Consider the following 14,398-nt stretch of genomic DNA (forward strand, 5'->3'; position numbering starts at 1 on the left):
GCGCGATCAGGCGGCGCTGGTCGTCGCACTCGCCGCCGTGTCGTAATCGACGAAACCGGACTCGCGGCAAAAGCTCACCAGCCGCAGTCCGGCGCGCTTCGCGATCGTGATCGCCAGCGAGGAGGGCGCGGAAATGGTCGCCACCATCGGCATGCCCACGCGCGCGGCCTTGCGCACCAGCTCGTAGCTCGCGCGGCTGGAGAGGAACACGAAGCCCTGCTGCGTATCGGCGCGATCGAGCACCAGCTGGCCGATCAGCTTGTCGAGCGCATTGTGGCGCCCGACGTCCTCGAAGGCACGCAGGATCTGGCCATCGGCATCGCACCAGGCGGCGGCATGCAGCCCGCCGGTGAGTTTGGTGAGCGCCTGATGCTGCGGCAACTCGCGCGCGGCGCGGGCGATCGCATCGGGCGCGAGACGCGCGAGAAAGCCGGTATCGGGCACGATTTCGGGTTCGAGATCGAGCAGGTCGATGCTCTCGATACCGCACACGCCGCATCCGCTGCGTCCGGCCAGCGCGCGGCGCTTCTCTTTCAGTTCGACGAAGGCCTGCTGCACGACCGTCAGATGGACTTCGGCGTGCGGGATCTCCGCTTCGGCGTGCCAATACACCTCGATATCCTGGATATCGGCATTGCGCCCGACGATGCCTTCCGAAATCGCAAAACCCACCGCGAAGGCTTCCAGATCGCGCGGCGTGCACATCATCACCGCATGCGAGATGCCGTTGAACACCAGCGCGACGGGCCATTCCTGGCCGACGTGGTCGTCGCGCGTTTCGACGCTTTCGCCGCGATGGCGATGCACGCGCAGCGCTTGTGCGCCGGACTGCTCTTCGTTGTCTTGAGCGTGATGCGGGGGCGTGGTGGGGGAGAGCGGGGAATTCAAGCGAAACTCCAGTGAAGCTTGTGCGGCAAGGCGTGGCGCGGCGGCGGGCCGGTGGCAACCTTTGCAGGCTGGCCGGCCCCCGGCGCGGAAGGTTCTAAAATACCTCAAGCGGGCATATTTCGCATAAACCCTTCGCCCCGGCCCGCTTCGCGAGGATTAACGCCATGGCATTGACCGAAGCTCCGCTCCTGTTCCAGTTCGAGGTCGTCTCATCCGAGGATCTCACTTTCATCCCCATGTGCGTGCGCTTCAACCTGGACCGTTTCGGGCTGCGCATCTCGCTGGCGCAGTGGCAGTTGCTGCCTTACGAGGACCGCCGCCTGCTGGCGCGTTTTCCCGTCGACGAAGACACCGAAATCGAGCCGAACTTCGATCACGCGCTGTTCGAAATGCTGCGTACCCATGCCAATGTCGAGCCGGAATGGTTCTCGCCCGAGGAAGCGCCCGCGTGGCGCGACGTCAACGCCGTGCCGAACGGCATCGGCAATCAGGCGACGCTCGCGAACCTGCAGACGCCCGGCATCGAGGACTGGGCGCAGCTCGCGCCGTTCCAGCGCTACGTGCTGGCCAAGCTCGCACGCAAGCCCGAGGCCAACCACGATTTCGTTCCGGCGATGCGGGAGTTCGGCCTGGCTGTGCCGCGTTGATCGATGTCGGGGCGGCCGGTTTAGAGCGTTCACCCTAAATCCGCCCCGCGCAGACGAAATTCGGCAATTTCCCCTCAAGCCTTGCCTTTAAGTGCCGTTATCCGGAAGGGCGCATCGCGCGCCAGCCTGTAGCGCGCAGGTCGTTAGCATTCATCCCATGCCCGCCGTACGGCGACGAACGACGTTCCGGCATTCATGAACCTTCATTTTTCGAAGCGGCACCTCATCAACCTCGTGGTGGTGGTGGCAGCCGTCGGCGCAAACGCTTTCGTGGCATGGACGCAGATTGGCGGGCAACGCGAAATCGACCAGCGCGCCTCGCAGGCCGCCCGTGTGCGCCATGATCTGGACCATTTTCGTGACTTGCTGGGCGGGGGACTTGCCGCGTTAGGCCGATTCGGCTCCGATGGCGACGCCGAATCCGCCGACGCGCGCGAAGGCCGCGCCGCCGAACTCGACGATACGGCGCAGGCGCTGCACGCCGAACTGGCGAGCGATCCGGCGCTCGCGCGCCGCTTCGACGCGGTCGCGACCGAAGGCATCCTGCTTGCCCGCGAGATCGACGAGACGCTGGCGCGCGCCGAACAGCGCGTCGCCGATGCGCGTGTGCAGGCGAGTGCGGCAGCGGCATCGGCTGCGGCAGCGGCGGCAGTGCCTGCGAGTGCGGCTTCGGGTGTGGCTGCGCCCGCCGCGCCCGCACCGAACGCCAACACGGGCAACGCGCCCGCGCGCACGTTGCATCGCGGCAAGTTCATGGGCGTGGCGGCGCATATCGGCATGAGCAAAGCGCACGCACACAAGGCGCATCCGCACGATCTGTCTTCGCCGTATGCGGCGAGTTCGGGCGGGCAGCAGGCCGCAAAAAATCTCGCTGATCCGTATGCGTCGGGGACGGTGGCCAACGCGAATCTCGCCGCGCCGTATGCCAGTCCGGCCGCGCCGCTGGCCGCTGCGTCGGGTTCGCTGGCAGAACCGTACGCCGCCGCATCGGGCGCAGCGCCGAATGAAGCGAACGCACCTTCGCTCGCCGCCTCCGCAGATACGGCCAGCGCAGCCGCGGCAAACACGCCGCAGGCGTCCATCGCCATTCCATTCGGCACCGCCGCGTGGATTGCCAACGAATACATCCGCCTCGACACCCGTGTCGATCGTGTCGACGCCAAGCTCTCGGCGCTGCAAGGCGAGCAGGATCTCGCGCTGGCGGCCGCGCTGGCCGAATCGACGCGGGCGGGCAGCCGCGCCTCGATCCTGCTGATCGTGACGATGCTCGCGGGCGCGACGCTCCTCATCTACACCTTCGGCGCACGCGAAAACGCCGCGCGCGAAAAGCTGCGCGCGCTCGCCGGCATGCGCACGCGCAACGAGCGCTTCCAGGGCCTGTTCGACGCCCATCCGGTGCCGATGTACGTGTTCGACCGCGAAACGCTGCGCTTTCTCGCCGTCAACGCGGCCGCGATCCAGCAGTACGGCTATAGCGAGGAAGAATTCCTCGATATGACGATCCGCGACATCCGCCCGAACGAGGATGTCTCGCGGCTCGAACAGCATCTCGCGCGCTCGGACATGATCACGCCGAACGTGCGCACGATGGCCGGCATCTGGCATCACGCGCGCCGCGACGGCACGCTCGTCAGCGTGGATATTTCGCACCACGTGCTCACCTTCATGGGCCGTGCGGCGGTATTCGTGCTCGCCGACGACGTTACCGAGCAGATCAAGGCCGAAGTCGAAGCGCAGCGCTCGAACCAGATGCTCGAAACGGTGATCGACAACATCCCGCAGCGCATCTACTGGAAGGACGCCGAATCGCGCTATCTGGGCTGCAACATGACCTTCGCGCGCGACGCGGGGCTGTCGTATCCCGAACAGATCGTCGGCCGTACCGACGACGATCTGCCGTGGCGCGCCTATGCAAACACCATGCGCGCGCAGGATCGCGAGGTGATCGACGCCGGCTTGCCGCGCCTGAATTACGAAGAAGATCTGACGATCGACGGCCTGCACCGCACGACGATCACCAGCAAACTGCCGCTGCTCGACGGCGATGGCCGCGTGATGGGCGTGCTCGGCACGTATTCGGATACCACCGAGAGCAAGCGTGCCGACCTCGCGCTGCGTCTGCAAAGCCGCGCGCTCGACGCCTGCGTGAACGCGATTCTGATCACCGGGCCAGGACCCGGCGGCAGCAATCTGATCGAGTACGCGAATCCGGCGTTCCGCCGCATCACCGGCTACGATCCCGCCGAGGTGATTGGCCTCGACTGCCGCCTGCTGCAACGCGATGACCGCGATCAGGACGGGCTCGTCGCGATCCGCCAGGCGCTGATCGGCAACCGCGAAGTGAGCGCCGTGCTGCGCAATTACCGCAAGGACGGCGCGCTGTTCTGGAATCAACTGCTGATTGCGCCGGTGCCCGATCTCGACGGCCGCATCACGCATCACATCGGCATCATCAACGATGTGACCGAGCTGATCCGCTATCAGGAGCAGCTCGAATATCAGGCGAATTACGACAGCCTCACGCTGCTGCCCAACCGCAATCTGCTGCGCGACCGCCTGCAACAGGCGCTGGTGGCGGCGCAGCGTCACGAGCGCGGCGTGGCGGTGGTGTTCATCGACCTCGACGGTTTCAAGAACGTCAACGACAGCCTGGGCCACAGCGTGGGCGACCGGCTGCTGGGCGTGGTGGCCGAGCGCCTCACGCGCTGCACGCGCACCAGCGACACGGTGGCGCGCCACGGCGGCGACGAATTCGTGATCGTGCTCACCGACACCATCGACGAAAAATCGCTGATCGGCTGGATGGAGCGGGCGCGCGCGATGATTTCGGAGCCGGTGATGATCGACGGCACCGAGCTGTACGTGGGTTGCAGCATGGGCGCGAGCGTGTTCCCGCAGGACGGCAACGACGCCGAAGCGCTGCTCAAGAAGGCTGACGTGGCGATGTACCGCGCCAAGGAACTGGGCCGCAACACCTTCCAGTTCTATGAGCCGGAGATGAACGCCGCGGCGGGCGCGCGCATGAATCTGGAGCGGCGTCTGCGTCGCGCGCTGCGCGACAGCGAATTCCTGCTGCACTACCAGCCGCAGGTGGAAATCGAGAGCGGACGCATCGTCGGCATGGAGGCGCTGGTGCGCTGGCACGATCCGGAAGCGGGTCTGGTGTCGCCGTCGCAGTTCATTCCGGTGGCCGAAGAAAGCGGGCTGATCGGGCCGCTGTCCGACTGGGTGCTGCGCGAGGCCTGCCGACAGAATCGCGAATGGCAGGATGCGGGATTGCCGCCCGTGCGTGTGTCGGTGAATCTGTCGGCCAAGACTTTCCATCAGCGCGACATCTCGCAGCAGGTGAGCGACGTGCTGAAGGAGACGGGGCTCGACCCGTGCTGGCTCGAAGTCGAACTCACCGAAAGCACGCTGATGCGCAACACGGAAGAAGCGGTGCAGATGCTCAACGCGCTGCATGAGCAGGGCGTGGGCATTGCCATCGACGACTTCGGCACCGGCTATTCGAGCCTGAGCTATCTGAAGCGTCTGCCGGTGGATCGGCTGAAGATCGACCGTTCCTTCGTGGCCGATATCGGCACCAGCACCGACGACGAAACCATTACGGCGGCCATCATCGCGCTCGCGCACGAGTTGCGGCTGCAGGTGATCGCGGAAGGCGTGGAGACGTCGCAGCAGTTCGCATTCTTGCGCGAACGCGCGTGCGACGAGTTGCAGGGTTACTTCTTCGCGCCGCCGTTGCCGGGGCCGGAGGTAGCCGCGCTGTTGTCGGCGAGCGCGGCCTGGGAAGAGGGCGCCGGACTCGCCTGGGCGACCACCACTTGAGGTCGGGCCGCGCCGATGTCGCTGGGACGTGTTACGCGGCGGGCAGCGGGCGCGGACGGCGGTCGTTGCCGGTCGCCACGTAGGTGAGCGTCGCTTCCGTGACCTTGACGACTTCCTCCTGCAGGCGCATGCGCTGCGCGTAGACCTCGACCTGCACGGTCACCGACGTCGTGCCAGTTTTGACGATATCGGCGTAAAAGCTCAGCAGATCGCCGACGAACACCGGCTGCTTGAACAGAAACGAGTTCACCGCGACGGTCGCGACGCGGCCGTTGGCGCGGCGGCTGGCCGGGATCGAACCGGCGATGTCCACCTGCGACATGATCCAGCCGCCGAACACGTCGCCGTGGACGTTGGCGTCCGAAGGCTGCGGCACGACGCGCAGCGCCGGCGACTTCTGGGGAAGCGGATAAGAGTCGGTCATGGGGAATCCAGAAAAAGGGCAGAAGCGGGGCGGCAGTGCAGCGCGAGGCCCGCGGTTCGGGCGCGCCCAGCGGCGCATGCCGCCTTCTGCGACAATACAGCGATCAGGAATTGTACGGGAAAGCGCCATGCGCAGCGGGTAGGCCAGCAGGCCTGCGCGCTGGAGTAGACATTCACGCCTAACCCGTCATTAGCCGTTTTTTGCATCCCCCATACTCGCCGTGTCGCGCATTCGCCTGCGTGGCGCGTTCAATGCCCATGCGCCGCTTTTCAGCCTCCAACGAACCCGCGCCTGCCGCCACCGGCCCGCGCAACGACTGGCAGACCATCGTCTCGCTGCTGCCGTATATCACTGCGTACAAATGGCGTGTCGCGTTCGCGCTGACCTGCCTGATCGGCGCGAAGGTCGCCAATCTGGGTGTGCCGATCGTGATGAAGCATATCGTCGACGGTCTGGCGCCCGTGCAGCATCTCACCGCGCTCGGCCGCGCGGAGCACGCACCGGGTATCGTCCTGATGGGCGGCATCGGCCTGATGGTGGTCGCGTATGCGGCGGTGCGGCTATCGACCTCGCTGTTCACCGAACTGCGCGAAATCCTTTTTTCGAAGGTGACGGAAAGCGCGGTGCGCCAGCTTGCGCTCAAGGTGTTCCGCCATCTGCATGCGCTGTCGCTGCGCTTTCATCTGGACCGGCAGACGGGCGGCATGTCGCGCGACATCGAGCGCGGCACGCGCGGCATCACGCAGCTGATCTCGTATTCGCTTTACAGCATCTTGCCGACGCTCGTGGAAGTCGGACTCGTGCTGGGCTTTTTCACGGTGAAATACGAGGCGTACTACGCGCTCGTCACGCTGTGCGCGCTGGTGGCGTACATTGTCTTCACGGTGAAGGTGACCGAGTGGCGCACGCATTTCCGCCGCACGATGAACGAGCTGGATTCGCGCGCCAATTCACGTGCGATCGACTCGCTGCTCAATTACGAGACGGTGAAGTACTTCGGCAACGAAGAGTGGGAGACGCGCCGATACGACGAGAATCTGCATCGCTATCGGGCTGCGGCGATCAAGTCGCAGCATTCGCTGTCGGCGCTGAACTTTGGGCAGCAGGCGATTATCGGCACGGGGCTGGTGTTTATTCTCTGGCGCGCGACGCAAGGCGTGATGGCGGGCAAGCTCACGCTGGGCGATCTGGTGCTGATCAACACGTTCATGTTGCAGCTGTATATCCCGCTGAATTTTCTGGGCGTGGTGTACCGCGAACTTAAGCAAAGCCTCACCGATATGGATCGCATGTTCACGCTGCTCACCGTCGAGCGCGAAGTGCCCGATTTGCCTGATGCGCGCGCGCTTGCCGTGCGTGGCGGCGAGGTGCGGTTTTCGCATGTGAATTTCGCGTATGAGCCGGCGCGGCAGATCCTGCATGACGTGAGTTTCACGATTGCGGCGGGGACGACGACGGCTGTGGTCGGGCATAGCGGATCGGGGAAGTCGACGCTCGCGCGCCTGATGTTCCGCTTTTACGATCTCGATCGCGCATCGGGTGGCGCGATTACGATCGATGGACAGGATATTCGTGATGTGACGCAGGATTCGCTGCGCGCTTCGATCGGCATCGTGCCGCAGGATACGGTGCTGTTTAACGATTCGATTTACTACAACATTGCTTATGGGCGGCCTACGGCGAGCCGCGACGAAGTGATTGCGGCGGCGCGGGCGGCCCATATTCATGCGTTTATCGAGAGCTTGCCGAAGGGGTATGAGACGGCTGTTGGGGAGCGTGGGTTGAAGCTATCGGGTGGGGAGAAGCAGCGGGTGGCGATTGCGCGGACGCTGCTGAAGAATCCGCCTGTCTTGCTGTTTGATGAGGCTACTTCGGCGCTGGATTCGAGGTCGGAGCGGGCTATTCAGCAGGAGCTTGATCTCATTGCTCGGGAGCGGACTACGCTGGTGATCGCGCATCGGCTTTCTACTGTCGTGCATGCGCAGCAGATTATTGTGATGGATCGTGGGCGGATTGTTGAGCGTGGGACCCATGCTGAGTTGCTGTTGGTGCAGGGGCTTTATGCGCAGATGTGGGAGTTGCAGCAGCAGCGCGCTACTGTCGCGCCTGATGTTGAGCATGCTCCTGAGCGGTCCTAAGGCGGTGTTGGCATTTCCTTGATTTGATTTCGGTATGCACGCGTTGCCCCTGTGCGGGGCGGCACCCACTTTTCTTTGCAGCGGCAAAGAAAAGTGGGCAAAAGAAAGCCGCTACCACCGCCAGTGCTTCGCGGTACACCTACAGCCCCAAAACGGAGTGGCGCCCGGGCAGCGCCCGCACCACTGGCCTAATAACAGAGTGGTGCCACCCGCACATCCGGGGGCGCTTCGCGCCCCGTCGGGCATAACGCAAACCGAAGGTTTGCGCTTTCCTTCGCATACCGAACCGTTGCGAGCGGAGCGAGCAACGGGATGAATGACTGCCTTGTCACTTCGTTATTGGGCGCGTGGTGCGCGCAATGTCCAGTCACCACTCTGTTGGTGGGCGAGTGGTGGACGGCGTCACATTGGCGGTGTTAGCGGCTTTCTTTGCTTACCTTTCTTTGCCGCGGCAAAGAAAGTAAGTGCCGCCCCGCACAGGGGCAACACTGGCAGACCGAAATCAAATCAAGGAAATGCCAACCCCAGCATCAACCACCCCGAAGCTCAGCATCCAGCGCAGCCAACTGCGCCACAGTCCCCACATTCTCCCATCGCCCTTCAAAAAGCTCGCCGGTCGCACGCCGCGCGGCAATCGCGGCCTTGTAGTAGGGCGTGAGCGCCCGCCTCGTACCAGGTTCCAGATCCCGAAACATCCGCGAGTCATAAAGCCCAATACTGCCAAAGGTAAGCCGCTCATCACCTTCAGCAGAAAGCACCCCATCAGCCCCCAGCGCGAAGTCCCCACGAGGATGAAAAGCGGGATTCGGCACCATCACCAGATGCATCCCCGGCTCATCACGCGCCGCGAGTGCCGCAGCCGGCTCATCCAGCCGCGCGAAATCGAAGTCACTAAACACATCACCGGCGACAGCAAGAAACACGCACGGCGCGCCGTCCAGCTCAAGTAACGGCAACGCCTGCGCAATACCCCCAGCCGTCTCCAGCGCCTCGCGCTCAGCCGAATACAGCAATTGCACGCCATATCGCGCACCATCACCGAGCGCCGCCTCGATCTTCTCCCCCAGCCAAGCATGATTAATGACGATGTGCGTATAGCCCGCCGCAGCCAGCCTTTCGATCTGCCAGACGATCAGGGGCTTGCCGCCCGCTTCGAGCATCGGCTTGGGGCAGGTATCGGTGAGCGGTCGCATGCGCTCGCCGCGCCCGGCGGCGAAGATCATTGCCGTGCGGGCGGGCGTCATCGGTTCATCCTCGTCATGAATTGAACGCGCTCAGAAGGTATAGCCGGTTTCAGTCTGCGTGCCCCGCAGCTCGTCCAGGAAACGCGCGAACGGCGCGAGCGGCCTATAACGGTGCGCCACCTTGCTCGCGTAGTCCAGGAAGCGCGGCAGGTCGGCCATGTAATGCGGCTTGTTATCGCGATAGTTGATGCGGCAAAACAGTCCCAGTACCTTGATGTGGCGCTGCAGTCCCATCCATTCGAGCTGGCGATAAAACTCGCCGAAGTCCGGATCGACGGGCAGGCCGGCCTTTTTCGCGCGTTCCCAGTAGCTCACGAAGCAATCCAGTTCGAATTCTTCGTCCCAGCTCAGGAAGGCGTCGCGCATCAGCGAGGCGATGTCGTAGGTGATCGGCCCGTACACGGCGTCCTGGAAGTCGAGCACGCCAGGATTGGGCGTCGCGATCATCAGGTTGCGCGGCATGTAATCGCGCAGCATGAACACCTGCGGCTGCGAGCGGGCGCTCGCGATCAAAAGCGCAAAGGTGCGGTCGAGCATCGCGCGGGTGGCGTCGTCGATCTTGCGGCCCAGGTGCCGTTCCAGATACCACTCGGGCATCAGTTCCATTTCGCGGCGCAGGAAGGCTTCGTCAAAGGCCGGCAGCACGCCTTCGCGCGAGCTGGCCTGGAAGCGGATCAACGAGTCGATGGCGTCGCGCATCAGCTCGCGCGAGCGCGGGCCGGGGCCGGCTTCGACGAGCGCCTGGAGGTAGGGCGCCGTGCCCAGGTCGGTCACCAGCATGAAACCGGCGTCCAGATCGACTTCGAGCACGCGCGGCACATGCACGCCCGCAGCTTCGAGCAGGCCGGCGACTTCGACGAATTCGCGGCACTTTTCGGGCGGCGGGGCGTCCACGGCGATCAGCGTTGCGCCGTGCTGGCCCGCGCTTGCGAGGCGGAAGTAGCGCCGGAAGCTCGCGTCGGCGGAGGCCGGGGCGAGCGTGGCAAGATCCAGGGCGTAGGTGGCGGCGTGGCCGGCAAGCCAGGCGGCGAGCTGGTCGCGGCGGGCGTCGGCAGGGGAGGACGGCTCGGAGAAGGTCATGTAAACCAGAGGCAAAATCAGTGGATCAACGTCTTGCCATATAATACCCCACGACTTTTTTGACGCGACTCGCGCCAAAGCCTGCATGACGGTTCGCCTGCCGCACTTATCTTCAGTCCATCGTCCGATGAATTGTAAATAAATGCGCGCAACCTTGCCTCGATCGACGTGGTTCCGGTTTCTCGCCCGGAGCGCGCTGAACGCCGGCAAGTCAGCCATCATGGGCATCCGGCCGGGCCGATACGCCAAAACCATACATGCCGCCCAGACAGTTTTTCCAGACGATCTCCAACAGTGACGACGGCGTGCCGGGCAAGCGGCGGCTCATCGCGGCACTCGTGGCCGTGCCGGGCTTCATGCCCGCGTTCGCGCACGCCCAGCTCTCGGGCGCAGCCGCGCAGGCCGAGCGGCTGGACGACGCGTGGAGCCTGCGCCTGGCTCCCCAGCTCGGCGACACGCCCAACGCGCCAGGCCAGCATCCGGCGACCTTCGTACTCGGCGATTCGACCACCGGCACGTCGGGCACCGACGCCGCCGTCAAGGGCTCAGCCGAACTGCGCCAGGGCACCAACATCGTCAAGGGCGATGCGCTCCACTACGACGAAGACACCGACATGGCCGATGCTTACGGCCAGGTGGTGGTGGTGCAGAACGGCGCGACGTTTGCCGGCCCCGAAGCGCACCTGAAGGTCGAAGCCAATGAAGGCTTCATGACCACGCCGAAGTATCACTTTACGGTCACAGGCGGCTCGGGCAGCGCCGAGCGCGCGGACATGCTCGACAACGAGCGCTCCGTGCTCACGAACGGCACCTACACGGCCTGCCAGTGTTCGACCGATCCGGCGTGGTACATCAAAGGCACCGAGTTCGACTTCGACACCGGCGCCGACGAAGGCGTGGCGCACAACAGCGTGCTGTTCTTCCAGGGCATGCCGATCTTCGCGAGCCCGTGGATTTCGTTCCCGCTCTCGGGCGACCGCCGCAGCGGCCTGTTGCCGCCGACGTTCTCGGTGAGTTCGACCAACGGCTACGAAATCTCGCTGCCGTATTACTTCAACATCGCGCCGAACCGCGACTTCACGTTCACGCCCGAACTGATCTCGAAGCGCGGCGTGTTCCTGCAGGGCACCTACCGGTATCTGTCGAGCAATTACTCGGGCTCGATCACCGGCACGTTCCTGCCCGACGACGCGATCACGAAGACCAACCGCTACGCGCTGTTCATCCAGCACAACCAGAACTTCGGCAACGGGTTCGGCGGTTACATCTACTACAACAAGGTCTCGGACAATACCTATCCGGAAGACCTTGCGTCGCCCGCCAACCAGTTCCTGAACGGCACGCAGATGCTGTATCAGCAGGAAGCGGGCGTCACATACAACAACGGTCCGTGGTCCGTGCTCGGCCGCTGGCAGCACTGGCAGACGCTGGCGCCGTCAGTCGCGCCGTATGGCCGCGAGCCCGAACTGAACGTGAAGTACGCGAAGTACAACGTTGACGGTTTCGACTACGGCGCGGAAGCCGATTACTCGCGCTTTCGCATCACCACGGAAGACGCGACCGAAGGTGATCGCGTCGTCTTCAATCCGTATCTGTCGTACTCGCTTACGGGGCCGGGTTACTTCGTCACGCCGAAGGTGCAATGGCACTTCGCGTCGTACAACCTGAGCAATATCGGCACGCCGGGCACGACCTTCGGTTCGCCCGCGGGTACGCCCAAGAGCTTCACCGAATCGATCCCGACCTTCAGCTTCGATACGGGGCTGGTGTTCGACCGCTCGGTGCACATCTTCGGCACGGATTACATCCAGACCCTGGAGCCGCGCCTGTACTACGTGTACACGCCGTATCGCAACCAGGCGGACGCACCGTTGTTCGATACCGCAGAAGCCGACTTCGGGCTCGCGGAAATCTTCACGCCGAACACCTTCGTCGGCGACGACCGCATCGCGGACGCGAACCGCATCACCGCCGCCCTGACGACGCGCTTTATCGACGCGGCGTCGGGCGACGAGCGCGCGCGCTTCGTGCTTGCGCAGCAGTACTACTTCCGCGACCAGCGTGTCACGCTGACGGGCGATCCGTCGACCACCGGCGCGGCGCATTCGGACCTGATCGCGGGCATGTCGCTGAAGATCGGGGGCGGTTTCGCGTCGGAAACTGCGTTCCAATATAATGCGGACGACAACCAGCTGGAGAAAGCGAGCGTCGGTTTCGGCTACAGCCCGGGCCCGAGCCGCGTGCTGAATGTCGCGTACCGCTACACGCGCGAGAACAGCAGCACGCTGGACAACCAGCCGATCAACCAGATTCTGATTTCGGCTCAATGGCCGTTCTCGCATCGGGTGTTCGCGGTGGGTCGTTTCAACTACGATCTGAACGGTCACAGAATCGTCGACGGTCTGCTCGGCATGCAGTACGACGCCGATTGCTGGGCGCTCGGTATCGGCATCCAGCGCTATGCGAACGGGATCAACACGACGGGCGGCAACAACTCGGCAACGCGTTTCCTTGCGCAGCTCACGCTCAAGGGCCTGTCGAACGTGGACAACGGTCTGGTTGCAGCCTTCCGTGCCGGCGTGCCGGGCTACACGCAGCTGCCTGGTCAGCCGCCGGCGCCGTCGCGATTCACGGATTATCAATAACGCGTGATCCGGCTGATGCGGCTTTTCGACAGTTCGAATCGCCGCGCTCCGGTGCAGCGCGGGTCGGTGCTTAGAGACGGGCGAAGCTGCCCGCCAACTTTGGAGTATCTGTGGGAATCATGAAAAAGCTTCGCCTGGCAGCGTACGCTGCGAGTCTCTTCGCCGTCGCAGGCATGATGCCGGCAGCCCCGGCCTATGCGCAGCAGCTTTCGATGAGCGGCAGCGGCCAGACGGTCGATCTGATCGCCGCTGTCGTGAATGACGGCGTGATCACACAGCGTGAGCTCGACGAACGCGTCGCGCTCATCTCGCGCCGCCTGAGCCAGCAAAACGCGCCCGTTCCGCCGGCTGACCAGTTGCGCGCCCAGGTGCTCAACCAGATGGTGCTCGAACGCATCCAGCTCCAGAAAGCCAAGGAAGACGGCATCACCGTCGACGATGCGGCGGTCAACCGCACGCTTGAGCGCCTCGCGCAATCCAACGGCATGGACCTGAATACCTACCGCACGCGTATCGAAGCCGCCGGTGTGCCGTGGTCGACCTTCACGAAGGACGCACGCACGGAACTGACGCTCTCGAAGCTGCGCGAGAAGGAAGTGGACAGCAAGATTTCGGTGTCGGACGCCGAAGTCGCGAACTACATCGCCAGCCAGCGCGGCCCGAACGCCGGTCAGCAAAGCGACCTGCACTTCGAGCACATCTTCATCAAGGCGCCGCTGAACGCGTCGGAAACCGACATCGAAGCCGCGCAGAAGAAGGCTGATGCGCTGCTCAAGCAAGCGCAGTCGGGCAGCAAGTTCTCAAGCCTCGCGAAGTCGAATTCGCAGGCCGCCGACGCCAGCAAGGGCGGCGACATGGGCTTCCTGTCGCCGTCGAAGCTGCCGCCGGAATGGGTGACGGCCGCTTCCACGCTGCGTCCGGGCGAAGTGAATCCGGCCGTGATCCGCACCAACGACGGCTTTGAAATCGTCCGTCTGGTTGAGCGCCGTCAAGGGCAGGGCACGAGCGCAGCCGCGCCGCAGCTCACGCAGACGCACGTGCGCCACATCCTGCTGCGCGTGGGCGACGGCATGTCGGAACCGCAGGCGCGCCAGAAGCTGCTAGAAATCCGCCGTGAAGTGGCGGCCGGCGGCGACTTCGCCAAGTTCGCGCGTACCTACTCGCAGGACGGTTCGGCTTCGCAGGGCGGCGACCTCGGCTGGATCAGCCCGGGTGAGACGGTGCCTGAATTCGAGCGTGCCATGAACACGCTGCAGGACGGCCAGTTGAGCGAGCCGGTGCGCACCGAATACGGCTACCACCTGATCCAGGTGCTTGGCCGCCGCGAAGCGGAAGGCTCGGTGGCGCAGCAGATGGATCTCGCGCGCCAGGCCATCGGTCAGCGCAAGGCCGAACAGGCTTACGCCGACTGGCTGCGCCAGTTGCGCGACACGGCCTATGTCGACTACAAGATCAGCGGCATGACGCCGCCGCAGCAACACTGATCCGCCTGAAAGGAACCGCG

The 14,398-nt window shown here is 64.3% G+C and carries 9 protein-coding genes; 5 read left to right on the forward strand and 4 right to left on the reverse strand.

The genetic code is table 11. The features are described 5' to 3' along the window. Window positions 1-6: 6 nt before the first annotated feature. A complete protein-coding gene (gene fdhD / locus F3J17_RS24205; protein ID WP_240161151.1) occupies window positions 7-813 on the reverse strand; it encodes a formate dehydrogenase accessory sulfurtransferase FdhD in 807 nt (268 codons plus the stop codon). A gap of 239 nt (window positions 814-1,052) precedes the next feature. Here fdhD and F3J17_RS24210 point away from each other — a divergent pair, with 239 nt between their 5' ends. Both F3J17_RS24210 and F3J17_RS24215 read left to right on the forward strand, forming a co-directional pair. Next, window positions 1,053-1,535, forward strand: a complete 483-nt coding sequence (locus tag F3J17_RS24210) for a nitrate reductase associated protein (protein WP_167064911.1) — start codon at window positions 1,053-1,055, stop codon at window positions 1,533-1,535. 195 nt (window positions 1,536-1,730) lie between these two features. Next, the gene (locus F3J17_RS24215) at window positions 1,731-5,363 is read left to right on the forward strand and encodes an EAL domain-containing protein (protein WP_240161147.1); all 3,633 of its coding nucleotides are present in this window, start codon (window positions 1,731-1,733) and stop codon (window positions 5,361-5,363) included. A 31-nt stretch (window positions 5,364-5,394) separates the two neighbouring features. Here the strand turns inward: F3J17_RS24215 and F3J17_RS24220 are convergent, their stop codons facing one another. Then, window positions 5,395-5,787 (reverse strand): acyl-CoA thioesterase, encoded by a 393-nt coding sequence (locus F3J17_RS24220; RefSeq protein ID WP_167064913.1) that lies wholly within the window; start codon window positions 5,785-5,787, stop codon window positions 5,395-5,397. A gap of 257 nt (window positions 5,788-6,044) precedes the next feature. On the opposite strand from F3J17_RS24220, the gene F3J17_RS24225 reads away from it, so the two are divergent. Then, window positions 6,045-7,925, forward strand: a complete 1,881-nt coding sequence (locus F3J17_RS24225) for an ABC transporter ATP-binding protein/permease (protein ID WP_167064915.1) — start codon at window positions 6,045-6,047, stop codon at window positions 7,923-7,925. A gap of 530 nt (window positions 7,926-8,455) precedes the next feature. Here the strand turns inward: F3J17_RS24225 and murU are convergent. Further along, window positions 8,456-9,169: an N-acetylmuramate alpha-1-phosphate uridylyltransferase MurU gene (gene murU, locus F3J17_RS24230; RefSeq protein WP_240161148.1), complete on the reverse strand. Its 714-nt coding sequence runs from the start codon at window positions 9,167-9,169 to the stop codon at window positions 8,456-8,458. Between the two features lie 30 nt (window positions 9,170-9,199). Continuing rightward, window positions 9,200-10,249: a phosphotransferase gene (locus tag F3J17_RS24235; RefSeq protein WP_167064917.1), complete on the reverse strand. Its 1,050-nt coding sequence runs from the start codon at window positions 10,247-10,249 to the stop codon at window positions 9,200-9,202. Window positions 10,250-10,506: 257 nt separating this feature from the next. On the opposite strand from F3J17_RS24235, the gene F3J17_RS24240 reads away from it, so the two are divergent. After that, window positions 10,507-12,894 carry an LPS-assembly protein LptD gene (locus F3J17_RS24240; RefSeq protein ID WP_167064919.1) on the forward strand — a complete coding sequence of 796 codons (2,388 nt, stop codon included), beginning with the start codon at window positions 10,507-10,509 and terminating at the stop codon, window positions 12,892-12,894. Between the two features lie 110 nt (window positions 12,895-13,004). After that, window positions 13,005-14,378 (forward strand): peptidylprolyl isomerase, encoded by a 1,374-nt coding sequence (locus tag F3J17_RS24245; RefSeq protein WP_345891242.1) that lies wholly within the window; start codon window positions 13,005-13,007, stop codon window positions 14,376-14,378. Window positions 14,379-14,398: the final 20 nt, after the last annotated feature.

Origin of the sequence: Burkholderia sp. Ax-1719 (assembly GCF_011753055.1) — a bacterium.
Classification (GTDB): Bacteria; Pseudomonadota; Gammaproteobacteria; order Burkholderiales; family Burkholderiaceae; genus Paraburkholderia.

Bases quoted from the DNA above. Each gene is read 5' to 3' on its own strand.
- F3J17_RS24210 (WP_167064911.1), top strand. From the start codon at position 1,053: ATGGCATTGACCGAAGCTCCGCTCCTGTTCCAGTTCGAGGTCGTCTCA.
- F3J17_RS24215 (WP_240161147.1), top strand. From the start codon at position 1,731: ATGAACCTTCATTTTTCGAAGCGGCACCTCATCAACCTCGTGGTGGTG.
- F3J17_RS24235 (WP_167064917.1), bottom strand. From the start codon at position 10,249: ATGACCTTCTCCGAGCCGTCCTCCCCTGCCGACGCCCGCCGCGACCAG.
- murU (WP_240161148.1), bottom strand. From the start codon at position 9,169: ATGACGCCCGCCCGCACGGCAATGATCTTCGCCGCCGGGCGCGGCGAG.
- F3J17_RS24220 (WP_167064913.1), bottom strand. From the start codon at position 5,787: ATGACCGACTCTTATCCGCTTCCCCAGAAGTCGCCGGCGCTGCGCGTC.
- F3J17_RS24240 (WP_167064919.1), top strand. From the start codon at position 10,507: ATGCCGCCCAGACAGTTTTTCCAGACGATCTCCAACAGTGACGACGGC.
- F3J17_RS24225 (WP_167064915.1), top strand. From the start codon at position 6,045: ATGCGCCGCTTTTCAGCCTCCAACGAACCCGCGCCTGCCGCCACCGGC.